Raw genomic sequence first — 25179 nt, forward strand, 5'->3', positions numbered from 1 at the left:
CTTTTCATGTGCCACGGAGGGTGGCATGGTGGCAGAAACTAACCCACACGGCGGATGTGGGTTAATGGTTGTTTATTTGAACTTCAGGACATACTTTGTGTGCTTGACCTCGTTCATGTCGAACTCAATGTCTGTCTCCACCATTTGCGGACGCTTCTGCCCTTCGAGGCGTTTCTTCTCCTTCACCGTGACAACGAACTTCGGTTCATCGACGGATTTAAGGATTCCCGTATGCTTCTTGCCGTCCTTGCGGAGCACCTCCACTTCCTCGCCGATGCAGTTGATGTACTGCTGCACGACTTTGAAAGGCTGCCCGAGACCTGCCGAGCCCACTTCCAGCTCATAGTCCTCCTCGTCACGGTTGAGGTTTTCTTCGAGGAAACGGCTCAACTGCGCACAGTCCTCAATCCAGACTCCGTCCTTGTGGTCAATCTCGACCACGATTCTGTCGTCCGGGGTAACTTCCACATCAACGAGAAAATACTCCTTTTCCTTGAGCCACTCGTTGACCAATGTCCTTACTGTTTCTTTGTTTATCATATATATGTGTTATAAGGTGTGCCTGAAAAACATGCTTTTGAGTGCACATCATACTTACCGGGTGGTATGCGTCCCTCCCTTCTCTAAAATAAGAATGAGAGACCTCGGCTGAGGTCCCTCATTCCACTGAACTCATGCAAAGGTACACATTATAATTAAGAAAACCGCAATCGGGAACCTTCACACCTTGAATATTTAGATATTATTAACACAAAAAGTGCTGTTATCTGTAAAACATAAGGCAGGGAAAGATGACAGGTGGTTAAAGAATGTATAACCATAAAGTCTGCCAAACGGCATTTTAACGTCCACCGATGCTTATTTTCAGCTTTACGGACCTGTTGCCATTGCTTGCCTCCGCAATATATATGCCGGGGACAAGTGCCGAGGTGCTTACCGGACATTCCGTGGCATCAACCACCTTGTTACCTGAAAGATTGTACAAGGAGAGCGTGCCGAACTCCCCGCTTGCACTCAGGAAACCGTGTGACGCCGTTATTCCGAAACCATTCTCCGTGGTCATCGACGAGATGCCTGTTGTGAGGTCATTGTAATGAATGTCCTCAAGCCACGATGAAATCATGGATGCAGCGTCTGATGTCTGTGAGGAGCGTATCCAAAGGTTCGGCTCAACGAAGTTCCCTCCGGGTATCAGCCGCTTTGCGTCAGCCACCACTCCGCTGATGCCGCTGCTGGCACTCGACACAATCACCCCAATGTTCTTCCCTGCCATCTGCGGTCCGTAATGGAACAGGAATGTCTGGAACGGTGCCGCCATTTGGCTCCACCACAGAGGAGTGGCAATGACAATCATATCGTACTCATTCATATTAACCTTGACGGGGTCTGTCGCCGGATACGACGAGGCATCGTTAGGATTGCTGCGTATGGCGTTCAGCAGTTGCGTGCCGAGAGCATAATTATTCGCAGCGTAGTCAAGCCCCTTTTCGGCAGGCTCAATCTTTATCACGTCCACTGCCGTCTGTGACCTCAGTGCTGTCACGATACGTTCCACATTGTTGGTGTAGCTGTAGCAAGCCACAAGGGTCTTTGCTTGCATGGCAGCGACAATGATCATGGCTGCCATGGACAGAATAAGTCTTTTCATTGTACATTGAGTTTGTTGTAATACATTTTCTTTTGCATTGGTCCTGAAAAAACAAGTCGTTGGCAAGTGAATTGCTTTTCGGATTTCTTTCCGTTTGCAAAGTTAAGGCAAAACAATCGTTCGTACTGTATCTCGATTACGGTTTGTTGTACCCGGATTACGGATTCTGCCAGTTTTGCTGTCAATCAGCCTAAAAGGTTGCCGGCATGGGGAGCCGGAAGGTGGCGAGTGACATTATGAAGGGTAACGCTTTACAAAACAAAAGGTAACACTTTACCGTGCAAAGCGTTACCTTTCACATGGTAAAGTGTTACCTTTCACATGGTAAAGTGTTACCTTTCGTTTTACCAATGATATTTTAACGTTTGGTAAGTTTTTGGTTTGCCAAAAACTTACCAAACACTTGTCATTTTGCAAGCAATTGCTTCCTTTTGCCGGCAAAATGGCAAAAGAGAATTACAGGTTGCAGTCCCCAAAACAAGTAATGGTGCGCTTTCCACATCAAACCTGCTCAACGGAAAAGCATTTCAGTCAAAAATCTGCTGCATTATATGCAAGGATTTCGGTTCCGGGAACGAGGGGATGTTCTGCCGGTAGTAGCGCATCAGTTCGCCGAGGAACATCTGCCGCTGCTGCCTGGAAAGCGGACAGGAGTCCATTGTGTCATAGGTTATGCCGATGACATCGCCGAATTTCCATGCGTTTTCCGAGTGGAGCATGTCCCATCCGAGATATTTCGTCAGCATGACAAGGAAGGCTATGTGGAAGTTTGCCGTCCCTTCCGTTGCGAGGTCAAGCCATTGCAGCGATGTCGCCACGAAGCCATAGAGGCTGTGGTCCGGCTGTCCGGTGCGCGTGGCGTAGGTCAGGACTTCGGCGAGGAATATGCCGACGGTGGTCTTTGCCGGTTCGAAGCACAGCGACTGCCAGGGTGCAAGCAACTGTGCGTCAGTGATTTTCTGCATCTGCTGCCGTGGTCGGAAGTCGATTTCCATGGCGAGCAGTGTCAGCGGCATGAAGAGCTGCTTCGGCAACCGTGACCGCCGGGTCTGCGGAATCTTCACCACTGAGGTCACCCTGCCAAGCTCCTCGGTGTAGAAATCAACGATGAGTTTGCGGTCACCATACTTCAGTGTGTGGAGCACTATGGCATTTGTCTTTACAAGCATCGTATTGGCATTTTTGCTGATTAAAGTTTTGCAGGCAGCAACCTGCTCATGCTGACGCATTAGCAGTTGCAGGAAAGCACTTTGTCTTTCGCACAAGCAAAGCTGCACTCTGCAAAGGAATCGCGTCAGCGGTGACTATAAATTAACTTTGCATTTGCATTCTGCGTGAGAACTCTATACAAAGGAACCGCGTCAGCGGTGACAAGAAAGTAGCCGTGGGTCGTACCCACGGAATGTAAGTCAAGCCACACAAAACGACCGATTTATCGGTCGAACAGCACCAACTGTTTATATTTATTCGACCAATAAATCGGTCGTGTTTATTAGCAAATTGTTTGGGATCCTTTCTCGTCACCGCTGACGCGGTTCCCTGCACAGAGTTTCCCCATTAAACCATGATATTCCTCAGCCCTCAAACTGGCGGTAGGCTTTCGGAGACATGCCCACCTGCTCCTTGAAGAACTTACCGAGAGCCGACTGTGTGCTGAAGTGCATCTCCTCGGCAATCTGCCCTATCGATTTCGCGGTATGGCGGAGGAGAAGCCTTATTTCAAGCGTAGTGTAAATGTCAAGCCACTCGCTCGGCGTGCGCGACGACACTCTCTTAACCACTTCAAGCAGAGTCTTCGGCGAAATGCCCAGTTGCCCGCTGTACCATGATATGTGACGCTCATGGCGGAAATTGCCCTCCACCATACGTATGAACGTCTCGAAAGTCTCCTGCGCCTTAAGGCTTGTCGTTGGCTGCTCGTCGGTGATGATGTTGCTGAGGTCATAAATCATTGTGGCAAGCACCGTCCCAGCTATCTGGCGGCGGAACTTGTGCGTCGTGTCGCCCACCTTTTCCCTCAGAATGGCAAGATAATTCAGGAATGCTGCCATGGTCTCCGACGACAACGTGACCACAGGGCGCTTGCGCGACATGACGAAAAGGTTGGAGACGTCGCGCACCTCACGGATGACGGAGTACAGATAGTCGTGGGAGATGAGCAGCGCACTGCCCCGGAAGTCCTTGCTTGTCTTTATGTCGCCAAGCACCTGCCCCACCGCAACGATTATCACATCATTGGGCTTCACCTTATGCTCCACCGTATCCACTGTGTACCTTCCCTCTCCTCCCGTGCACACTGCGGCAAGTGCACACTGCATCTTGCGTGCCTCGCCCGGAATGGGAAATTCTGTGAAATCCGTCAGCACAAGGTCTTCATCGATGTGGCAAGTCGGTTCGCAATAACGCATGAAGCGCTTTATGTTCACCGGTAATAGTGTAAGTTCCTTCATTTCTCTTGGTTATGTCTTTCATGTTTTTCGCCGTATCCGGCAATTTTATCCTTGACATAGTCGGCAAGCTCCGGGCTGTCAATAATGTCTATGTGGTCATAAAGTCCGAGGACAAACCTTCCGATGCCGAGCATGGAGCACACCTCCGTGGCAAGAATCCATCTGCCGTCCTCTTCCCTTACATCGTTCTCCGTACGCGGATATTCCTCGACAAGCACATTGTACGCCAGCCTGTCCATGCTTATGCGGACAGGGGTAAGCGTCTCCGAGGCGAAATTAAAATAGTCACTGAACATCTGACGGTGGCAGTCGGCATACGTCCACTCCTCATCCAGAATCTCAACATCCGCCATTCGTGCGATGCGGAATGTCTTGTTCATGCCAGACTGCGGCTCATAGGCTCGCAAATCCCTTCCGCCGTTCATCAGCAGGAAGGGTTCCACCTTTCTGTCCGTAACAGAATGGGAATGGGAGGATGAGTAACCGCGTATGAAGATGACGTTCCTGTACTTTATCGCTTCATAGATTCTGCTCGCCATCTCTGCATGCCTGCGGCGCACGGGGTCGTTCTCGATGATGTCAAAGTCGTAGAACCGTGCAAGTTTCTGCTTCACGGAGCGCACCACTGCACTGCGGTCATCGGCTCCGTCAAGGAGGAGTTTAAGCATTATCGCCTCATCCTCGGTGAACTTCACGATGTCGCAAAGGCGCGAGATGAACTTCGACTGCCGCGAGATGCTGTAATAACGCCCATGCTTCACAAGGTTGAACTCGGCTCCCTTGAAGAACTCCAGATAATAGTACAGGTTGCGTTTGCCGATGTCCAGACGCTCACACATCTGCTCAACGGTCCATTGCTTGTTCTCGGTGAGCATGAGAAGGAGTTCTAACTGAAGCCCAAGTTTGTCGTGGCGCATATTTGCTTTTTTGTTCTTTGGTAATGAGTGATGCTGTCTGGCAGTGACCTCCTTCCGTAAGTGGCTATGCTGCCGGATCAATGCCGGCACCGTATGGCAAAAGTGGAGCGTGACAAACCTGCCGAAAGGCAAAGTTACTGATTTTTTCTGTATTTCCGCATACTTTTGTATTTTTTATGATTTCCTTACGCCAAATGCAGCTAAAGGTCACCGTACCGTGGACAAGAACATTCGCAACAGTACGCCGCAAAACAGCGAGCTACAGGAATGCAAATATTAGCAGACAGAGCTATGCCTTTGTACAAGAATCCTATGGTGGGCACTGCACAAGAAGTGCGTCCTAATACACAACAGGCTGCCTTTCACTGAGTAAAAGGCAACCTGTTGTAAAACATCACAAAACAGCTTTCGCACTAATCAGCGACTCGCTGCATCTTAATTATCTCATTCAGGAAGAACGGTGATGTAATCTCCAAGACGGAGCTGTCTACACTGACAAATTCTATCGGATTATTAAAAGCGTATTCTGAATCCACATTCATGTATAGAACATTCTTCTGTAATGATGAGACATAACGCAAGTCCCAAGTGCCGGCAACATCCTCGTCTGCAAGAATCTCCCAGTCTGCAAATACACTTTCACCATTAACCATGTTCTTTCGGGACTTGAAAAAGACTTTTCCTGTCATTTTGCCGTCTGCGCCAAAAGAATAGTGTTGTTCCAAATATGACGATTCAGTTTCTATAACTGATATCCAACCACCGGTTATTTTATCAGAATACTGTTCTCGGAGAGCCATTGTCTCATGAGTAGTTGTATCATCAATTACCGTTTCAACTTCTTCCTCGCATGATGATAACATGACCAGAAAGGCACTGCACAGTAAAACAAAAAAAATACAGTTTTTCATAAAAATTATAATGGGGGGGGGATTATAACTGTCACACTATAAATAATAGAATTTATCAGCACCAATGCATGTTGGTTTATGTTAGAAATCCACAACTACATATTTTATATTAAACTTTAGGTTTTCAGCCAATATTGGGTAAGTTCTGTTAAGCTCTCTACCACTTATATCCGAAAGTTCATGATGAATCATCCTTTCTGATACAAAATTAATTAATTTATGGGAAACTGCAAAATAAATATGGAAAAATCTGCTCAGGTGCAGATACAATAAAGCAGCAGAGGTTGATTTTTCTATATTTAACGATAGAAACCTACTTGAAATCAAGGCTCAGCTCGCCCGTGCCGAGCAGGTTGTACGAGAGGCGGTGGTAAGGTGTCGTGCCGTATTCCTTGATTGCCTGTCGGTGTTTCTTGGTCGGGTAGCCCTTGTTTGACAGCCAGTCGTATTGCGGATATTCCTCTGCAAGGCGGTTCATGTAGTCGTCGCGGTATGTCTTTGCAAGGATGCTTGCCGCCGCTATGGCGAGATATTTGCCGTCACCTTTTATTATAGGCGTGTATGGCAGCGGCTTTTCCGCACGGCTGCCGTCAGGGAGCAGAGGGCAATAGGGCGTGAAACGGTTGCCGTCGATTATCAGTGCTTCGGGTCGCACGCCAAGACCGTCGATGGCGCGGTGCATGGCAAGGAACGAGGCGCGCAGGATATTGATGCGGTCTATCTCCTCCGGCGTGACAATGCCCACCGCCCACGCCACGGCATCACGCTCTATCTGCTCGCGCAGCATGTAACGCCTTTTCTCCGTAAGTTGCTTGGAATCATTCAGGTCCTCATTATGGTAGTCGGGCGGAAGGATGACGGCGGCGGCATAAACCGAACCGGCAAGGCATCCGCGGCCTGCTTCATCGCAGCCAGCTTCGACAAGACCGTCATAATAATGGTTTAAGAGCATCGGTTTATTTAATTTTGCTTAAATGTTAGAGTTATTTAACTAAGAATTTTCAAGAGTGAACTTATCGTTCACAAAACCGCTATACTTTTGCACCCGAAAATCATGATTAGCGTGATTATTAACAGCATATCCATAATTAAAACCACACAGAATATGAACAACGAGATTACACTTCAGAGCAATGCCTCCACTGCTTTAAGCAACGAAATCCGGCATTTCGCAAACTCAATCGAGACGGTTTTCGCTGCAATCGCCACATGGTACAGCACCACTCTTGAGCAGAACGTCACCGCAAAGCAGGCGAAAGCGCTGGTCATGGCACAGGTTGCGTTCTTCGCAATGGTGTTTCCTGCCGACCTCGGTATGGTCTATCGCACGGCAAGCATTGCTCTTTTTGCGGGTTCATTGCTGCTCTGCAAGCAGCGAATGGCGGAATAATCTTGGTGGGAAAGCCATGCCGGGCAAGCGGAAAAGCGTGGAATCAGAACATCCGCGCCACTCTCTCTATGCCTGTAACAAGGGCGTCGACCTCCTCACGAGTGTTGTACAGTGCAAAGGATGCACGCGCCGTTCCGTTGACTCCCAGGCGTTCCATAAGCGGTTGGGCACAGTGGTGACCGGTGCGGATGGCTATTCCGAGGCGGTCAAGCAGCGTTCCCATGTCAAGATGATGTATGTCGCCAACTTGGAACGAGATGACCGCATCCTTCATGGCTGCATCCTTAACGCCGAAAATCTTCATGCCTTCTATGGCGTTCATCCTCTCCATGGCGTAACGGGTAAGCTCCTGTTCGTACTTGGCGATGTTGTCCATGCCAAGGGATGTGACGTATTCAAGGGCTTTTGCCAACCCATGGGTGGCGACATAGTCGGGAGTGCCTGCCTCAAACTTGAAGGGCAGCCGCTCGAAGACTGTCTTCTCGAATGTCACACTCTCTATCATCTCACCACCGCCTTGGTACGGTGGCAGGCGGTCAAGCCAGTCTTCTTTGCCGTAAAGCACACCGATGCCCGTCGGACCGTATATCTTATGTCCCGAGAATGTGAAGAAATCGCAGTCGAGTTCCTGCATGTCCACCTTGAAATGCGGTGTTGACTGCGCGCCGTCTATCATCACCGGAACACCGTGTTCATGGGCGATGCGTATGATTTCCTTCACCGGATTGATTGTTCCGAGCACATTGCTGACATGCGTGACGCTGACAATCTTTGTCCTGTCGGAGAACAGTTTCTCGTATGCCTCCATGTCAAGCGTGCCGTCATCGTGCATCGGTATGACCTTCAGTGCTATGCCTTTCTTCGCCGCCTGCAGTTGCCAGGGGACGATGTTCGAGTGGTGTTCCATGACGGAGAGTATCACCTCGTCCCCCTCTTCCATAAAGGCGTCGGAGAAAGAGGAGACAACAAGGTTCGCGCTCTCTGTCGTTCCACGCGTGAAAATGACCTCGCTGGCGGAGCGCGCATTGATGAAACGGCGCACTGTCTCGCGTGCCTGCTCATGCAAATCGGTGGCCTGCTGCGAGAGATAGTGCACCCCACGGTGGACATTGGCATTGACATTGTAGTACTCATCAGTCATTGCCTCGATGACAACCCTCGGCTTCTGCGTCGTCGCCGCATTGTCAAGATACACTAAGGGCTTGTTGTAAACCTCACGCCCAAGTATCGGGAATTCCTCCCTTACCTTTGAAATATCGTACATATCCTTTTACCTTTTTTGTTCAACGACAGATATTCATCCGTCAAATAACAGAAAACAATCTGCAAGACAGACACAATACATCTGCTCTTTTGTCCACATTAACCATGGACAGAAGAGCATTTTTTGTTCCATAACGTATCGTCAGCGGTACTCTTCCGGCACCTCTTCCTTCCATTGCGGATAGGGGTTGGCAAGCAGGCATACATTATAATAATGCCTGTTGTCGGTCACTTCGGGACCGATGAACGAAGGTTTTTCAAACGGTTCGTCAACACTCCCAAGCTCAACCTCCGCGAACACAAGCCCGTCATTTGCACCATGAAACTCGTCAACCTCAAACGTATGCGCACCGCTCCTAACGAGATAGCGCGTCTTGTCTATCATTCCCCCACGGCAGAGGTCAAGGAGATGCTGCGCCTCGTCCAAGGTTATCTCCTTCTCAAACTCATACCGGGACATCCCGCCATCGGCAGAAGGTCCTTTTATGGTCAGGAAAGCCCTGTCGTCACGCACCCTTATGCGCACCGTAGCACCGGTGACAGCCATGTAGCCCTGCCGTATCCGGCTGGCGGAGAAAGCCCGGCTGCGCCATGGCGCGCCGGCTTTCCTCACCATAAACTTACGTTCTATCTCCTGTCCGCTCATTATCCTATGGCAACGACGAAATAGATAAGGAACGCCAATGCAAGGGCTACAAGCACACCGAAGATGGCATTGACAACGTTCTTTCCCTGCTGTTCGTCGCGTGCCGCCTTGCGGGCGCGTCCGACTTCTCTTTTGTTTTTGTTGCGTGACATAGTTTTCTGTATTTTAGTTTATTAAGGTTTATTGCTCCAATTCATTGCTTCCGGCTTGCAAACCGGCATGAGGACAAGCCTCAACGGTAATCCCTGCGCAATCAGTCCACCACAGGGAACTCCATGAGGTACGCCTTTATGAAACCGTCCAGCTTACCGTCCATCACGGCATCCACGTCGGTTGTCTGATAGTTTGTGCGGTGGTCCTTCACACGGCGGTCGTCAAACACATAGGAACGTATCTGGCTTCCCCACTCTATCTTCAGTTTTCCCGCCTCTATGGCAGCCTGAGCCTCAAGGCGTTTCTTCATGGCACGGTCGTAGAGCTGTGACTTGAGGAGGCGCATGGCGTTCTCGCGGTTCTGCTGCTGCTTCCTCGATTCGGTGTTGGCGATGAGGATTTCCTCTTCCTCACCGGTATCCGGATCGGTGTACATATAGCGCAATCGCACGCCCGTCTCCACCTTGTTGACATTCTGACCGCCGGCTCCCGAGGAACGGAACGTGTCCCAAGAGACCTTCGACGGGTCGACATAGACCTCGATAGTGTCATCGACAAGCGGCGAGACGAACACGGAAGCGAAGGATGTCATGCGCTTTCCCTGCGCGTTATAAGGAGAGACACGCACGAGACGGTGCACGCCATTCTCCGATTTCAGGAAGCCATAGGCATACTCGCCGCCCTCAATCTGCATAGTGACAGACTTGATTCCTGCCTCATCCCCTTCCTGAAGGTCGGAGATTGTGACTTTGTAGCCGCCCTTCTCTGCCCACCTCTGGTACATGCGCATAAGCATTTCAGCCCAGTCCTGAGCCTCGGTGCCGCCGGCGCCGGAGTTGATTTTCAGCACACAGTCCATAGGGTCTTCCTCCTGACGGAGCATGTTGCGCAACTCAAGGTCGTCGATAGCCTTCACGGCACGTTCGTATGCGGCATCCACTTCCTCTTCCGTCACAAGCTCATCCTTGTAGAAATCAAAGGAGAGCTGCAACTCATCGGCAGCGGTGCGCACCTCATTATAGCCGTCAATCCATTTCTTTATTCCCTTGACAAGCTTCATCTGCTCCTGAGCACGGACAGGGTCTTCCCAGAAGTCCGGTGCCTGAGTGCGGAGGTCTTCCTCCTCATATTCCATCTTCTTCCTGTCGATGTCAAGGTACTTATACAAGGCGTCAGCCCTGTCCTGTATGTCTTTCAGTTGGTCGAGTGTTATCATTCTTCGTACATCTTTTTAATTATCTCTGAATAATTCTTGTTCAATACATTGCGCCTTATCTTCAGCGTGTTCGTAATCTCACCCTTTTCAAGTGAGAAATGGTGAGCCATAAGCGTGAATTTCTTTATCTGCTCATATCCGGCAAGTGACTGCTGAAGCGTCTCCATGCGCTCGGCAAACATCGCATTGATGCGCTTGTCGGCGCACAACGCCTCACGGTCGGCGAACTCAATGCCGTTGTCATAGGCGTATTTCTCCAGCAATTGGTAGTTCGGGACTATCAACGCAGAGACAAACTTGCGCTTGTCGGCAATCACAGCCACCTGCTCCACATACTTGTCGACAAGGATTTTCGACTCTACAAGCTGTGGGGCGATGTACTTGCCGTTGGAGGTCTTGTACAAATCCTTTATGCGCTCCGTGATGTAAAGCTCACCGTCCTTCATGTAGCCCACATCACCCGTCTTGAAATATCCGTCCTCCGTGAACGCCGCCTCGTTAAGGTCAGGGCGGTTGTAGTAGCCTTTCGTGATTGTCGGACCTTTCAGAAGAATCTCCCCTTCCTCGGAAAACTTTATGTCAAGGCTCTCTATCGGCCTGCCTATGCTTCCTATGGTATAAGGCTTGTTCAAATGGTCGTTGCTCACAGTGGCAAGGGATTCCGTCAGACCATATCCTACCATCATGAAAATACCGATGGAATGGATGAATTCTTCCACTTTAGGCGACACAAAAGAACCTGCCGTCGGGAAGAAATGAGGATGCTCTATGCCGAGGCGTTTCCTTACCATGGAGAACACCGTCCTGTCCATAACCATATATTCTATTTGCAGAGTGACAGGCGGACGCTTGCCTTTGCTGAGGTAATCGATGTTGTGCCGCCTGCCAATCTCCAACGCATGGAGGAACAGACGCTGTCTCATGGGATTCGCAGCCTCAATCTCTGCTATCACACCCGTATAGACCTTCTCCCAGAAGCGTGGCACAGAGGACATGCAGGTGGGATGAGTCTCGCGCATGGCGTCCTGAACATCATGCGGATTGGTGTTGACAATCAGTGTGCATCCCTCCGTCAGAGCCAGCAATGCCCAGCCTTTCTCAAAGATATGAGCGAAAGGCAGAAAATTCAATATCCTGTCCTCTGGCTTCAAATCCAATCCCTTGTGGTTGTCGGCAAACGCCGCACGGAACTGCCCGTGTGTGAGCATGACTCCCTTAGGGTTGCCTGTCGTGCCGGAAGTGTAAAGGATGCAGGCAAGGTCGTCCCAATTTGCCGCTGCCAGACGCTCCTCATACTCCGCCAAAAACTCACCGTTATCGCCAAATTTGACGAATTCATCGAAGTAAACCGATGACGGATCATGGGTCGAAAACCTCACTCCACGGTCAAAAACAATGAGCTTTTCCACCGTAGGGCATACGTGCTGCACCCTCCGGGCGCGGTCGTACTGCTCCTGCTCGCCACAGAAAATGAACCTTATCTGCGCATCATTGACCATGAACCGGACTGCCTCCTCACTCGTCGTGGCATAGAAAGGCACCGTGCAGGCACGGATTCCCCACGCTCCGAAGTCAGTGTAGATATACTGCAGCGTGTTCTGCGAGAATATAGCCACCTTCTCCTGCACACCGACACCAAGGGAGAGCAGCGCGAGAGAGACACGCCTGACCTGCTCCGAGAAGGTGTTCCACGACACATTCTTCCATTGCTTACCGCCAAACTCCTTGTACTCAAGGGCTGTCCTGTTGCCGTAAATCTCTGCCTGGTCACGGACAAGAACAGAGAGGTGACTGTTAGTCTGCATACCTTATTATAATTTAAGTTGCTACAAAGTTACAATCTTTTTCCGAAAATGAAGAATAAAAAAGGAAACTTTTTACTAACTTTGCACCAAAACACGAATAATGGACAAGGAAAAAACCATCACCGAAGCCGTGGAGCTTCTATGCCGGCTCATAGCCACTCCGCGCACAAGCCGCGAGGAAACCGCCGCCGCGGACATCATGGAGCAGTGGATGACAGCGCGCAACCTGTCACCCATACGCTCCGGAAACAACCTCTTGCTCGTATGCCCGGACTACTGTCCCGACCGCGAGACGATAATGCTCAACGCACACATCGACACCGTACGCCCCGTGGCAAGCTGGGCTCGTGACCCTTATTCGCCTGAAATCATTGGGGACAGGCTCTACGGCATAGGCAGCAACGACTGCGGAGGGGGGCTTGTCACACTGCTGCAGGTCTACCGCATAATGGCGGAAAGCGAACGGACGTACAACATTGTCTACCTCGCATCGTGCGAGGAGGAGGTCTCGGGCATCAACGGCATACGGCGCGTAATCCCCGAACTGCCGTCCGTGCTCGGAGGGATAAGGGTGGATGTCGCCATAGTCGGCGAACCGACGGGCATGCAGCCGGCTGTCGCGGAGAAAGGGTTGATGGTCATCGACATGACGGCTCGCGGGAAATCGGGACATGCCGCACGCAACGAAGGCGTTAACGCCATCTACGAGGCATTGGACGACATACAGTGGATTCGCAGCCACAGGTTTGAAAAAGTGTCGGAATTCCTCGGTCCGACACGCATGTCGCTCACCGTCATCAATGCCGGAACGCAGCACAATGTGGTGCCGGACGAGTGCCGCATGGTCATCGATGTGCGCTCGAATGAGCACTATACAAACGAAGAAATCTTCGATGAAATCGGCAAAAATGTGCGCTCCGAGATAAAAGCGCGCTCTTTTCACCTGCGCTCTTCGCACATCTCCACCGACCATCCGCTGATAAAGCGGTGCATCGCCATGGGCATGAAGCCTTTCGGTTCGCCGACCCTCTCCGACCAGGCTCTTATGCCGTGGCAGTCGTTCAAGCTCGGACCGGGCGAGTCCGCACGCTCCCACTCCGCCGATGAGTATATAAAAATCTCGGAACTCCGCAACGCTCTCGACACCTATCTTGAGCTTCTCAAACAGTAACCATAATTACCAGCAAAACAAAAGGTTACGGTTAAGAAAACAGCCAAAATATTTGTGGATTCCGATAAAAGTTTGTATCTTTGCATAAGGCAAGCTGCACCTCAGCAACAAGAGGAAACTCTTGCTGCATCTGGTCTGCATTGCCTTTTCAACAGCCACCAAAACCAACGCCCATGAACAATATATCATTAAATCAGGTAGATATGTATGCACGGATAATCAATTCGCTGCTTACACCAACCCAGAAGTTTGACCTGGTAAACAAAATACTCGCAACACTGCGACCTAACAGCAAAGCAGACGAGGTGCAGAAAGAAAGCATCGACCTGAATGAGGTTTTTGCAAAATTCAGCTCAGACTTTGGCGGTGATGCCTCTGCACAGGAAATCGCAAACGAGATACGCTATAACCACCCTAAGAGCAGCAGGGAAATAGAGCCTTGGTGATATGGATAAGTATTTGATTGACACTTGCATCTGCATTGCAATGATAAAAGGCAACAGACAAGTACGGGAACAGGTCGCCAAAGTAGGCTACAAAAACTGTTATGTCTCGGACATAACCATTGCCGAACTGCTTGTTGGCGCAGAGAAAAGCGGCAAACAAAAGCATTTCAATGATGTCTCCTTTGTAATGAAAATATTCAAAGTCGTACCCGTCAGCAACCAGTTGTCGACTTACGCAAAGACCAGAGCCTACCTTGAACTCAAAAAGGACACGCATAGAAGACTTTGATTTGCTCATAGGGGCTACTGCCATTCAAGAGCAAATGGTCATGGTGACCGCCAATACCAAGCATTTTTCACGGATTCCCAATATAAGGCTGGAGAATTGGGAACTTTGATTTGATAACCTGGTTCGCACACCACAATCCGCCAATGAGCATAGAAAAGTCTCGGAACTCCGCAACGCTCTCGACACCTATCTTGAGCTTCTCGGAAAGCAGCCATAATCACAGGCAAAACAAAAGGTTACCTTCCACCATGTAAAAGGTAACGGTTGACCATGCAAAAGGTTATCTTTCGCACCATGAAAGACAACCTTTTGTCTTACATTTCCTAACTATTTAGGTATCAAGGATATAGCCAACACCTATTTACATACAAGAAGTAACTGTATGACAGCACATTATACAACATCTACACCTATACCTTTCTGAGGGCTGTGGCGGAGCCACACTTTCTGAGGTATATGTGGTTATACTGTTTGTGTAGGGATTGTTGCTGAAAAACAACTCCACCACACCTTCTGAGGTTTATTTTGCACACACTTTTCCTCCATTTTTGTCACACACCCCCTCACTTTTCTACCGCATTTCACACCATCACAGGGAGGGTGACAGTGAAGGTTTTGTCGGTGAATTCGACAGAAATCGCCTGATTGTGCAGGGCATACTGCCGCCTGATGTTCTTCAGCCCCACTCCGGAGGCTGCCACTTTGCGGCGCAGACGGAGATTGTTCGTGACGGTGACTTTGTCGTCCGTGACAACGATGTTTATCACCAAAGGCGACTCCGAAGTGCAGACATTGTGCTTTATGGCATTCTCCACAAGCATCTGCACGCTTGCCGGGATAATCCGACCGCCCTTTTCCACTCGCCCGTCGGTCATCTCCACCTTCAGAGAATCGCCGAAACGGACTTGTTCAAGATAGATATACTTATGCGCGAACTCCAGTTCCTCGTCGATGCTCACCGTCGTCCGCTCGCCGTTGGAAAGGAGGTAGCGGTAGACTGCCGACAGCCGTTTGGCGAAAATGTTGGTCTTCTCCGCATCGATGTACGCCAAGGAGGCAAGCACATTAAGGCTGTTGAAGAGGAAATGCGGGTTGATTTGGTTCCTGAGAGCCGCAAGCTGGTAGTTTGCTTTCTCCTTCTCAATCTCCTGCTGGCGGTTGTTGTAGAAGAAAAGCTCTATCAGGAGCGTGACAACCCAGTTCCACGGAACGGCGGGAAGGGCGGACTTCACAAGCTCGCGGACACCGAAATCGGAGAAGATGAAGTTAAGAAAACATACTATGAAGACGCACGCCACCGTCGTGACAACGATGTCTGCCGTCAGCCGCAAGGAATTGCCGAGGGAGGAAACACCGGACATCAGCCTTATGAAAAGATAGTCGAAACTGCCTATCATAAGGCATACCAGCAGGTTTATGACAATATTCTTCAACAGGTAATCTTCCCTTCCGGTTATAATGCAGTAGATGCCGATAAACGGAACAAAGGAGACTGAAACCACGATAATGAACAAAAGGATGTATCTGTACTGCTTCATATTCTTGAAATTCATATTATTCCGTCAATCCAATCCAGGAAACTCTTTGCCCTGCTGCGGCTGACGAATCCGCAGGCATCGGCTTCCGGTTGGCAATACAGCTTCAGTCTGCCACCAAACTGGCGTGTGCAGCGGACGACAGCGCGGATGTTGACGATGCTGTTGCGTGAGGTGCGGAAGAACATTTCGCCGTCGAGAAGCTCTTCAAGCCTGTCAAGGGAGTAGTCAACGATGTGGCGTTTGCCCGTGAAAAGGTGGAGGAACGTGTACTTGTCCTCGCTGTAAAAGAAGGCTATGTCCGACGCTGGGACATGGGTGTAGGCATCACCCGTACGGACAAGGAAGCGGTTTTTCGGCATCGAAGAGGAATAATCGCCATTCAGCAGTGCCACCTTCTCCGACGCGCTCGTCACCGTGGAGCGACGTTCCAAGCGTTCGAGGGCAAGGGCAAGATCCTCTTTTTCAAAAGGTTTCAGCAGATAGTCCACGCCATTGACCTTGAATGCCTTTATCGCATACTCATCGTAGGCGGTGGTGAAAATCACCGGAATGTCCGCTTTTGTCTGCTCGAAAATCTCGAAACACAAGCCGTCAGCCAGCGAAATGTCCGCAAGGATGAAGTCGAAATCCTGCGATTTCAGCAGTTCGACGCTCTGCGCGACACTCTGTGCCCACCCCGTCAACAGATAGTCAGGACGCAGTTCGTCGACCATTCTCTTAAGTTCTTTGTAGGCAAATGGCTCGTCCTCTATGATAAGATATTTCACCATGATATTATATATATGTGTATTTTCTCTTATAAAAAACCATTTTCAGGAATAATCTCAGTACGGTCGCTATGACAAAAATATGCCCCAGCAAGTGTGGCGGAGCTATGTTCATGAACATCCCCCATACAAACCGGTGCGGACAAGCACACCTCAGAAGATGTGGCGGAGCCACACCTTCTGAGGTCTATCTGTATGGATATCGCATAACGAGATGCGCGATTTCATTTAGCCCATTCCTCTATTTTATGGTCTATCAATATGGATGTCGCATAACGGGATGCGATGTCATTTCTTGTCGGGTTGCAATCATGAAAACCTGCCGTTCCATTACAAACGGAACCTCATCCCTGCCGAAAGGCGCAACGCCGGCCGGAAATGCGGATTGTCTTCATCGTCGTCAGTGAAACTGTTGAAGAAGCCTTTCAGACTGCGTTCCGTAGTCTTTATGCCACGAAGCCAGTTGCCGCCGACCGTGGCGAAGAGGGTCATGCGCTTGCCGAAACGGAACGAAGGGGAAAGGTAGCTGCGCAACATCGTCATGGAGTAGACCTGTTCCCGGCCTTCCACGGACATCACGGCAGAAAGACCGTCCACCTCCATCGGCACGAGTTCCAGGGCGAATCTATCAGAAAAATGCGTTGAAATCGCCATTTTTATGCTGTTTGCCATGTCTACCCGGAACGTGAACTTGCCGTTTCGCTGCCAGTTAAGGTAGAATATCGGCATTGCCATCGGTGCACCGTAGGAGTTTGTTATTCCTCCTCCGATACCGAGACTGAGGTTCTTGTTCAGGCTGTAGACAAAGATAACTCCGCCACTGCCCAATATGCTTTTCGCCGAAATCTCGTCGGCAGGGGCGTAGATGCCGCAGCCAGCATTGGCCATGATGCTCCATTTCTCCGAGATTGGGCGGATGTGCGTCAGACTGATGCCGCTGTTTATGATGCTTGTGGGGTTCAGCTCGCGGGCTTCACCGTGGTTGTCCATCTCGGCATATTTGCCGGAAATGCTTGCCATCCATGCCGTCCTCTGCCCTCGCTCGTTCTCCTTTGAGGACAAAGGGATGGTATAGCCTGCCGATACCATATACATGCCGCCCGACCCGAAACGGTCGCCAAGCTCGTTGCGCAGCGCACTTGAAGAGAGGTTTTCGTAAGTGATGTAGCCTTGCGCCATGCCTGCCACCGCCCGGAGGAGCAGGATTGCCATAGTGATTTTTCTCATATCCTTTTTTTGTGGGACAAAATTAAGGATAAAGTCCGGCATCGCAAAGATTTTTCCGACAGACGGTTGTTTACGGCATCCGAACTGCATTACCGGCACATAATCCACGCATCATGACCGACCTCAATGCCATATAACCAAGTGCAAAATTACAAAACATTCTCGAAAATTGAAGAAAAATCAAAAAAAATCACATTTTCCTGTAACTTTTCCGTAACCCAATCGTCTTCTGTATAGATTAAGGCAAAAAAACAATGATGAACTACAAGTACATAGAACAGTTGCTCGAGCGTTACTGGGAGTGCCGGACGACGCTGGAAGAGGAGGCTATCCTGCGCGCATTCTTCGCTCAGGACAGTGTCCCGGTGGAGCTGTTGCAGTACCGACAGCTGTTCATTGCACAGAATGAGGAGAAGAAGGAAGTCCGAATCTCTGACGATTTTGACGAGCGCATGCTGTCCATCATCAATGACGAGAAGCCTGTCAAGGCACGCAACATCACGCTTTCACAGCGTCTGCGCCCACTCTATCGCGCATCAGCGGTCGTCGCCATAATCATCACTCTCGGCACTGCAGCACAGAAAGCGACCGAACCGACAGACTCGCCTTACCCTTCGCAGATAGCGAAAGAGCCGTCTGTAAACAAAGGGCCGTCTGTGGCTGTGAAGGACAGTGTGAAGTCTGACTCCATAAAGTTCGGAGACCGGCATTCACGATTGCAGACCGTGCCGGAGACAATCATCAAGTAAGACATTTTCTAAGCTTTCCAAATAAAAACAAAACAATCTATTAAAACACTACATCAATAACACCCTAATAAAAAGAGGACCGGCAGTGATGCCGGCCCTCTTTTTCGTCTTTTCCGAACCGGTCATTGGAATCCAGCATGATGCTCAGGCTTTTGCCGAGTGGAGGTTCGGATTCTTTGCAGGAGTATGGCGGGCTATACGACTGAACAGAAGCAGGAAAGAAACAGGCAATTCCTAAAAAAACAAAGAGGTACGGCTGTGCAGAAATTCCATGACCTCCGGCATGACCATATATGACCACCACACCGGCGGTTCAATACTATGGCAAATCATCAATAATATGTAAAACTGTTGCAGTTGTGGAAGAAAAGCAGTACTTTTGCAACCTGAACAAAAGATGCCTGACTGTGTGAACCCCGTGCCAACCCATTATCGGCACGGCATACCCAAACAGACAAAAGCATATTTCCCTTGCCTGAGATGACCTGTAAAAAACTACTGTCACCGTTGAACATAACTGTCACTCTGATTATTGTGGCAGTTGTCCTGTTGTTCCTGATGCCATACGGAAAAGAGCGCATGGCAACGCTGCTCACCCGGCAGAGCAGATGAACTCTGACTATATCCCCATGGACACCGTGACTTTCATGGACGAAGTCCTCCGCTTTTATGACTCCCACGGCACGGCGGAAGAGAGAATCCGCGCAAACTACATGAACGGATGTGTCTACCGTGACCGGGGCGACAGCCCTATGGCTCTGGAGTATTACCTGAAAGCCGTGAACCTTGCCGACACAACGGAAAAGACGTGTGACCATGAGCTTCTAAGCCGTATTTACGGACAGATGGCGGAACTGTTCCATAAGCAGCGTTATCCGCAGAAAGAACTTGAAATGTGGAACAACGCCATCGCTATGGCAAGGAAGGCGAATGACACCCTGATGGTAATGCAAAGCATGATGAGAATCTCCGGAGTCTACTGGCTGGAAGGCAAGAAAGGGAAGGCTGCGGAGTTTTCCAGAGAGACATATAAATTCTGCAAGAAAATGGGAGCGGACTCCTTGGCTGCTCGTGAACTGGCGACCACAATAGCTTATAATCTGGAACATAACAACTTGGACGATGCAAAACGCGAGATAGACGAGTATGTCTCCAAATCAAGACTGGCTGACAAGCATGGCAACATGGCGGAAGGAAGCGAGTTCTTCTATTCCTATTTGGGCGAGTATTATCTCAAATCCCATAATACAGACTCCGCCCTGTATTATTACAGGAAACTCATATCCTATGATGAAGACATCATGAACCTTGAGAACGGATATAAGGGACTGATGGAAGTATACGGAAATCTGTAACTGTCAGTCTCTGTAATGAAATATGCAAAGCTTTACGCCAATGCCAATGATACGGCGAACATAAGAAATTCCGCAAACGAAGTAAGCAGGGTGCAGGCTCTTTACGACTATTCCTCGTACCAGCAGGACGCTCTGGAAAATTCCAGAAAGGTGACACGGCTGTGGTGTATACTATTCTCCAGTCTTGTGGCTGTGGTGGTGATAGCATGCGTATCTTATTTATTCCATAAAAGATATAAAGGCAAAATGTTTTCCGAACTACGAGAGCTTAATAGCAAGTACGTGCAGACATTACGTGCTTACCATGATGCTGTTGCAGAATATGACAAAGTCAATACAGAAAAATCAGTCAGTGAAAACAAGCAGGACGATAATATTGAAAATTTGGAAAAAGAACTTTCTACTTATCAGGATGGTTTTGATATAAGCAAACTTATACAGGAAAAAGAACTGCAAAATTACCAGATTGTTGCGATTATGCATAGCCATGCCTCAAAATTGACATTGCCCACTGTAGCAGAATGGTCGGCACTCATAGATGTTGCCGGCTATCATATTCCTAATGTTCTTGCTTCACTGGAATCAACCTCGGTACCTCTTACAGAAAACGAACTGAGGGTCTGTATCCTCACACGTATATGTTTTATCCCTTCGGAGATAGCTGTGCTGTTGAATATGACAAAGCAAAACGTCATAAACCTTCGCAGCAGCCTTAATAAAAAATATTTAACCAAATAGGAGCAAGGACATTTACAAAAAATATTTCCAGGTTATAACACCACAATGTACTTTTTGTACTTTTGCAATAAGTTGCTGATTATTATACAATTAGTATACAACGCTGTAACCTCCGTGTACTAATTGTACTCATTTTTCTTGTTGTTTTCCTAAAATTTGTTGTACTTTTGCAAAAGTCAAATGGCATCTCAGCAATCAGAAGCAAGTTTCATTATACAAGGCTTGCAGACATTGAACAAAAAGTACAAAAATGAAAAAACTACTACTATTAATTTTCATGTCGGTCTGGTTCTCGCAAATAACACTCTGCGACGAACCTGCAATATCGTCAGGTTTAATTCCATTAACCTGTTCGTATAACAATCCTACAGCTATAAATTGAAATAGAAAGGGAACCACTTGAACAGCAAGTTATAGATTTGTTCTGTGAGGTCTTTCAACAGTATTCAACAGATTGTACAGATGTAGTTTTCATTATCAATAAATATCTTGATATTTTGGAAAAATCAGCAGAACTTACAGAGGTACAATTGAATAGTATAAAGATTGGGTTAGCAACCTCTTTGTATAGTTTCAATTATTGGGATAAAACATTCAACAAATAGCGTACAAAAACCTTATTCATATAGAAAGTGCAGAAATTTTTTTAGTTCCATACTTATTACTTAGCTAAATATGAGTATATGAAATGGTATCCTATCTTGTCAAGACTTTGTAAGTTGTCATTGGCAATTGTACCTGCGGCATCAAGTTGTGAGATGCTGCATACCGCCGCCAGTGTGGTCTTCTTCCTCCTATTGGCTGTTCTTTTCATAGCAGCCATGATTGATTCATCAACAGTATACAGGAGGAACTATTGGGACATACTGATTGGATTTATAGGTGTGTTCAACGGCTTTTTCTTTGAAAGCAGGGAACATGCTATATTCTGGATGGCTTATATGTTCTTTATGTTGATTGATAAAAAAGACAACGCAAGAAAGTAGTCATTCTTTCCTTAAAAATTAAAATTCGGTGAAAGAATGAATCCAAGTAAACTTAAACAATCCTCTCAATTATGAAAACAAAAATCAGTTTATTGCTACTTCTGTTGTGTTCCTTCTTCATTCTGTCCTCATGCAGCAGTGATGATGATGACGATTCCAGAATTGTCACCTTCTATGTTTCAGACAAAACGGGAACATATCATGGATTCAGTAATGATGAATACGAAGGCATGCTGATACGCGAAGAGGGCAGCACAGTATGGGAGTGTGAACCTTTCGACCTCATATCGGGCTTCACTTATGAAAAGGGCACCGCATACATACTGAAAGTTATTGAGACGAGGCTTAGTAATCCGCCGGCTGACGCAAGTAAGTATGAATACAGACTGATAAGACACATCCGGTTGGGAATAACGGCATAGCTCCGTCGGATTCACGCTAAATATAAACCATATTCAGTTCTGATAAGTTTTCAAGAAAATCAGCAACATAAGTCAGTCAACAGGTTCAATCCCGAACCGGTCATTAAAACACACCATGTATTCTTTGTTGCTTTCTTGTATGCTTGTCTGTATTCTTTTTGTCTTTTCCCGTTCATGGCAACATATATGAAAAAACAAAAGGTAACCTTTCGCAGTGTGAAAGGTTACCTTTTACATTGTCAACCGTTACCTTTTACGACATGAAAGGTAACGGTTTGGCATATTATATTCCCGCCCTCTGCAACATACTCTTATACAACGCATTACAAACAATGACATTTCTCCGTCTCTTCGTCGTGGGAATAAACGCCCGAAGCGATGCCGGACGGATTCCGCAAAGCCGTCATGCGAACACGAGAGTCTCTATTGTCTCAGGGCGGAAGAGGTCGTTGGCAACAGCAAGGATGTCGTCTGCCGTGACTCTGTCTATATCCTCGCAGAGAGCACGGACATCCTTCTCCCAGCCATAGTGCAGGAACGACTTCGCGAAGTCGAGCGTGAAGCCCTCTCGAGAGTCACACGCCAGGGCTATCTGTCCCCTCAACTGACGCTTCGCCTGTTGCAGTTGGCGAGATGAAAGCGGCTTGTTCATCAGGCGGTCAAGCTCACGTCGCACGATGCGCAGACACCGTTTGACATCGTGAGGGTCACAACCGAAATAGACAGACCACAGACCTGTGTCGGCGAAACTTGCCATTCCGCTCTCCACGGTGTAGACAAGTCCCTCCTTTTCCCTCAGTGCCATGTTAAGGCGTGAGGACATGGCAGGACCGCCAAGGATATTGTTGAGGAGGTAAAGCGTGATGCGCCGAGGATGATTTATGTCGTATGCCCTTCGCCCTACAAGCACATGAGCCTGATGAGTGCCGGTAACGGAGATTTCACTCGCCACGGGCGGCACGAACGGCGGTGTCGGTTCGGCAGGCAGGGCATGTATGTCCTTATGGCATTTCGCCAGCAAACGCGTAATAGTTGTGAACGAAACATCTCCGTTGATGAAGAAGATGGCATTGTCAGGACGGTAGAGCCGGCGTGTGAAGCGCAAGGCATCGGCGGTGGAGAAGCCGCGCACAGTGTCTTTTGTGCCAAGGATGCTGTGCCCGAGAGGATGTCCGCGGAAGATGCGGTTCTCAAACTCATCATAGATAAGTTCCGCCGGAGAGTCGTTGTATGACTCGATTTCATCGCATATAACCTCCTTTTCCTTCTCCAGCTCCGCCTCGGGAAACACCGAGCGGAACACCATGTCGGTCAGCAAATCGACAGCACGCGGAAGATGTTCCTTAAGGCATGCGCAGTAATATACTGTCGATTGCTTGTTGGTATAGGCGTTAAGCTCGCCGCCGACACTCTCGATGCACTGTATCACCTGCCATGCCTTCCTGCCGGAAGTGCCCTTGAACGAGGCGTGCTCACAGAAGTGTGCCAACCCCTCCTCTCCCTGCCGCTCATCCCTTGTGCCCGCCTTTATGGCGTAACCACAGTAGATTACGTTGCCGGAGGACGGATGATGGATGATGCGGAGACCATTGTCAAGTGTGAAAGTATTATACATCTGTTTTTGGATTTTTATTTCTTTTGCCACAGGCAAGCCACTTCTTACAGCAGTTCGTTTACGAAAATGACGAGTATAAGCACAGGAATCACCCAACTTACAAGGAAACTGAACACCTTCGGGAAGCATCCGAGGTCAATCCGTCCGTCATTGGTGAGCATGCGTGTCACCTCCTTCTCACCGAACTTCCGCATCAGAAGGCACATGAATATGCCACCTATCGGCATCGCGAACTTTGCCACAAAGAAGTCGAAAAGGTCAAACAAACCCATACCGAACACTGTCACTCCGCTCCATTCCCCAAAGGACATCGAACAGGCAAAACCGGCAACACAGGTCACAATGGCTATGCCTGCAACAGCGTTACGGCGTCTCACGCCGAACCTCTCCGACACGAATGCCGTAGTAATCTCAAGCATCGAGATGCTCGAAGTCAGGGCTGCCATGGTGAGAAGAAGGTAGAAAAGCAGCGTGACAACATAGCACAGCCACGGCGTAGCACCAAAGGCCTGGTTGAAGACATTAGGCAGCGTGATGAACACCAGTGACGGGCCGGCATCAGGATTGATGCCTACGGACATCGCAGCCGGGAAGATTATTATGCCTGCCACTATGGCTACCATGGTGTCTATGGCAGCAATGTTGAAGGCATCCTTGACGATGTTCTCCTCGTTTGAGAAGTATGAGGCGTATGTCATAAGGCAGCCGATGCCCACGCTCAGCGTGAAAAACGCCTGTCCCATTGCACTCAGAGCCACATCGGTGGTGATTTTCGAGAAATCGGGACAGAAGAGGAACTCCAGACCTTTTGACGCATTGGGCAGAGAAAGTGAGCAGACGGCAAGGACAAGGAGCAGGATGAAGAGCACCGGCATCATGATTTTTGAGCCGCGCTCTATGCCTTTCTGCACGCCCATCACCGTGATTCCTGCGGTGATAATCACGAATGCCACAAGCCATACGACAGGCATCACCGGGTCGGAAGAGAACTCCGCGAAGGCTCTTCCCGTCTCCTCGACCGTCATTTCCATCATTCCTCCCACTCCGGCAGTGGCGGTGTAGCCGAGAGTCCATCCTGCCACGACACTGTAATAGGAGAACAACACGAATCCGGCAAGGACACACATCGCGCCGGTAAGATAGAAAAGGAGGGCGAGAGGCTTGGAGACAGAGACCTCACGGCTGTTGGACAACCGCTTGAAGGTGGCGTAGCAGTTTGTGCGCGACCGTCTTCCGAGTGCCATCTCGCAGATGAGCACCGGCACAGCCACGGTGATTATGAACCCGATATAAAGCAGTATGAATGCCGCTCCGCCATGTGCTCCCGTCTCACAGGGGAAGCGCCAGATGTTTCCCAGTCCCACAGCACTGCCTGCAGCGGCAAGAACAGCACCTATGCGCGAATTGAATGTTGCTCTGTTATCCATGCTTTCTTTTTACTTATAATAATGATTGCAAGGGTTTGCAACTGCTCTCA

General features: G+C 49.0%; 26 protein-coding genes. 9 read left to right on the forward strand and 17 right to left on the reverse strand.

The features are described 5' to 3' along the window. Positions 1–72: 72 nt before the first annotated feature. The 7 genes from rimP to E5358_RS00675 form a co-directional block, all read right to left on the reverse strand. A complete protein-coding gene (gene rimP / locus E5358_RS00645; RefSeq protein ID WP_135938442.1) occupies positions 73–540 on the reverse strand; it encodes a ribosome assembly cofactor RimP in 468 nt (155 codons plus the stop codon). Between the two features lie 301 nt (positions 541–841). Next, complete coding sequence (locus E5358_RS00650) at positions 842–1648, reverse strand: flavodoxin (protein WP_135938443.1); 807 nt, start codon at positions 1646–1648, stop codon at positions 842–844. A 527-nt stretch (positions 1649–2175) separates the two neighbouring features. Beyond that, a complete protein-coding gene (gene recO / locus E5358_RS00655) occupies positions 2176–2817 on the reverse strand; it encodes a DNA repair protein RecO (RefSeq protein WP_168354548.1) in 642 nt (213 codons plus the stop codon). Positions 2818–3222: 405 nt separating this feature from the next. Beyond that, entirely contained in the window at positions 3223–4098 is an 876-nt protein-coding gene (locus E5358_RS00660; protein ID WP_135938445.1) for a helix-turn-helix domain-containing protein, read from the reverse strand. Then, the gene (locus E5358_RS00665) at positions 4095–5015 is read right to left on the reverse strand and encodes a helix-turn-helix transcriptional regulator (RefSeq protein WP_135938446.1); all 921 of its coding nucleotides are present in this window, start codon (positions 5013–5015) and stop codon (positions 4095–4097) included. The genes E5358_RS00660 and E5358_RS00665 overlap by 4 nt, the downstream gene beginning before the upstream one ends. A gap of 413 nt (positions 5016–5428) precedes the next feature. Further along, positions 5429–5926 (reverse strand): hypothetical protein, encoded by a 498-nt coding sequence (locus E5358_RS15210; protein WP_277821110.1) that lies wholly within the window; start codon positions 5924–5926, stop codon positions 5429–5431. A gap of 313 nt (positions 5927–6239) precedes the next feature. Continuing rightward, entirely contained in the window at positions 6240–6878 is a 639-nt protein-coding gene (locus tag E5358_RS00675) for a ribonuclease HII (RefSeq protein ID WP_135938448.1), read from the reverse strand. A gap of 153 nt (positions 6879–7031) precedes the next feature. Between E5358_RS00675 and E5358_RS00680 the strand changes: the two genes are divergently transcribed. Next, entirely contained in the window at positions 7032–7316 is a 285-nt protein-coding gene (locus tag E5358_RS00680; protein WP_135938449.1) for a hypothetical protein, read from the forward strand. A 43-nt stretch (positions 7317–7359) separates the two neighbouring features. Here E5358_RS00680 and E5358_RS00685 read toward each other — a convergent pair whose 3' ends face one another. From E5358_RS00685 to E5358_RS00700, 5 genes are all read right to left on the reverse strand, one after another. Beyond that, a complete protein-coding gene (locus tag E5358_RS00685) occupies positions 7360–8580 on the reverse strand; it encodes an aminotransferase class V-fold PLP-dependent enzyme (RefSeq protein ID WP_135938450.1) in 1221 nt (406 codons plus the stop codon). Between the two features lie 141 nt (positions 8581–8721). After that, positions 8722–9225 (reverse strand): CYTH domain-containing protein, encoded by a 504-nt coding sequence (locus E5358_RS00690; RefSeq protein ID WP_135938451.1) that lies wholly within the window; start codon positions 9223–9225, stop codon positions 8722–8724. Further along, positions 9225–9377, reverse strand: coding sequence for a hypothetical protein (locus E5358_RS14990; RefSeq protein ID WP_168354549.1), 153 nt, complete (start codon positions 9375–9377; stop codon positions 9225–9227). The genes E5358_RS00690 and E5358_RS14990 overlap by 1 nt, the downstream gene beginning before the upstream one ends. Positions 9378–9478: 101 nt before the next feature. Continuing rightward, a complete protein-coding gene (prfB, locus tag E5358_RS00695) occupies positions 9479–10594 on the reverse strand; it encodes a peptide chain release factor 2 (protein ID WP_135938452.1) in 1116 nt (371 codons plus the stop codon). After that, complete coding sequence (locus E5358_RS00700) at positions 10591–12399, reverse strand: AMP-dependent synthetase/ligase (RefSeq protein ID WP_135938453.1); 1809 nt, start codon at positions 12397–12399, stop codon at positions 10591–10593. The genes prfB and E5358_RS00700 overlap by 4 nt, the downstream gene beginning before the upstream one ends. 100 nt (positions 12400–12499) lie before the next feature. On the opposite strand from E5358_RS00700, the gene E5358_RS00705 reads away from it, so the two are divergent. The 3 genes from E5358_RS00705 to E5358_RS00715 all read left to right on the forward strand — a co-directional run bounded on the left by E5358_RS00705 (position 12500) and on the right by E5358_RS00715 (position 14305). After that, complete coding sequence (locus E5358_RS00705) at positions 12500–13570, forward strand: M20 family metallo-hydrolase (protein WP_135938454.1); 1071 nt, start codon at positions 12500–12502, stop codon at positions 13568–13570. Between the two features lie 173 nt (positions 13571–13743). After that, positions 13744–14016, forward strand: a complete 273-nt coding sequence (locus tag E5358_RS00710; protein WP_135938455.1) for a hypothetical protein — start codon at positions 13744–13746, stop codon at positions 14014–14016. Position 14017: 1 nt separating this feature from the next. Continuing rightward, positions 14018–14305, forward strand: coding sequence for a PIN domain-containing protein (locus tag E5358_RS00715; protein WP_135938456.1), 288 nt, complete (start codon positions 14018–14020; stop codon positions 14303–14305). A gap of 581 nt (positions 14306–14886) precedes the next feature. Here E5358_RS00715 and E5358_RS00720 read toward each other — a convergent pair. The 3 genes from E5358_RS00720 to E5358_RS00730 all read right to left on the reverse strand — a co-directional run bounded on the left by E5358_RS00720 (position 14887) and on the right by E5358_RS00730 (position 17837). Then, a complete protein-coding gene (locus E5358_RS00720; protein WP_277821111.1) occupies positions 14887–15843 on the reverse strand; it encodes a sensor histidine kinase in 957 nt (318 codons plus the stop codon). Positions 15844–15854: 11 nt separating this feature from the next. Beyond that, a complete protein-coding gene (locus tag E5358_RS00725) occupies positions 15855–16613 on the reverse strand; it encodes a LytR/AlgR family response regulator transcription factor (RefSeq protein WP_135938458.1) in 759 nt (252 codons plus the stop codon). A gap of 327 nt (positions 16614–16940) precedes the next feature. After that, positions 16941–17837, reverse strand: a complete 897-nt coding sequence (locus tag E5358_RS00730) for a DUF6268 family outer membrane beta-barrel protein (RefSeq protein WP_135938459.1) — start codon at positions 17835–17837, stop codon at positions 16941–16943. Positions 17838–18094: 257 nt separating this feature from the next. Between E5358_RS00730 and E5358_RS00735 the strand changes: the two genes are divergently transcribed. From E5358_RS00735 to E5358_RS00755, 5 genes are all read left to right on the forward strand, one after another. Continuing rightward, positions 18095–18586, forward strand: coding sequence for a pyruvate ferredoxin oxidoreductase (locus E5358_RS00735; RefSeq protein ID WP_135938525.1), 492 nt, complete (start codon positions 18095–18097; stop codon positions 18584–18586). A 608-nt stretch (positions 18587–19194) separates the two neighbouring features. After that, positions 19195–19941 carry a tetratricopeptide repeat protein gene (locus E5358_RS00740; protein WP_135938460.1) on the forward strand — a complete coding sequence of 249 codons (747 nt, stop codon included), beginning with the start codon at positions 19195–19197 and terminating at the stop codon, positions 19939–19941. Positions 19942–20187: 246 nt separating this feature from the next. Further along, positions 20188–20679, forward strand: a complete 492-nt coding sequence (locus E5358_RS00745; protein WP_135938461.1) for a hypothetical protein — start codon at positions 20188–20190, stop codon at positions 20677–20679. A 725-nt stretch (positions 20680–21404) separates the two neighbouring features. Then, positions 21405–21665: a hypothetical protein gene (locus E5358_RS00750; protein ID WP_135938462.1), complete on the forward strand. Its 261-nt coding sequence runs from the start codon at positions 21405–21407 to the stop codon at positions 21663–21665. Positions 21666–21736: 71 nt separating this feature from the next. After that, positions 21737–22087: a DUF4377 domain-containing protein gene (locus tag E5358_RS00755; protein WP_135938463.1), complete on the forward strand. Its 351-nt coding sequence runs from the start codon at positions 21737–21739 to the stop codon at positions 22085–22087. 403 nt (positions 22088–22490) lie between these two features. Here the strand turns inward: E5358_RS00755 and E5358_RS00760 are convergent, their stop codons facing one another. Both E5358_RS00760 and E5358_RS00765 read right to left on the reverse strand, forming a co-directional pair. Next, a complete protein-coding gene (locus E5358_RS00760) occupies positions 22491–23702 on the reverse strand; it encodes a M16 family metallopeptidase (protein WP_135938464.1) in 1212 nt (403 codons plus the stop codon). Between the two features lie 44 nt (positions 23703–23746). Then, positions 23747–25129 (reverse strand): sodium-dependent transporter, encoded by a 1383-nt coding sequence (locus E5358_RS00765; protein WP_135938465.1) that lies wholly within the window; start codon positions 25127–25129, stop codon positions 23747–23749. Between the last annotated feature and the right edge of the window lie 50 nt (positions 25130–25179).

Source organism: Palleniella muris (genome assembly GCF_004792655.1).
Classification (GTDB): Bacteria; Bacteroidota; Bacteroidia; order Bacteroidales; family Bacteroidaceae; genus Prevotella; species Prevotella muris_A.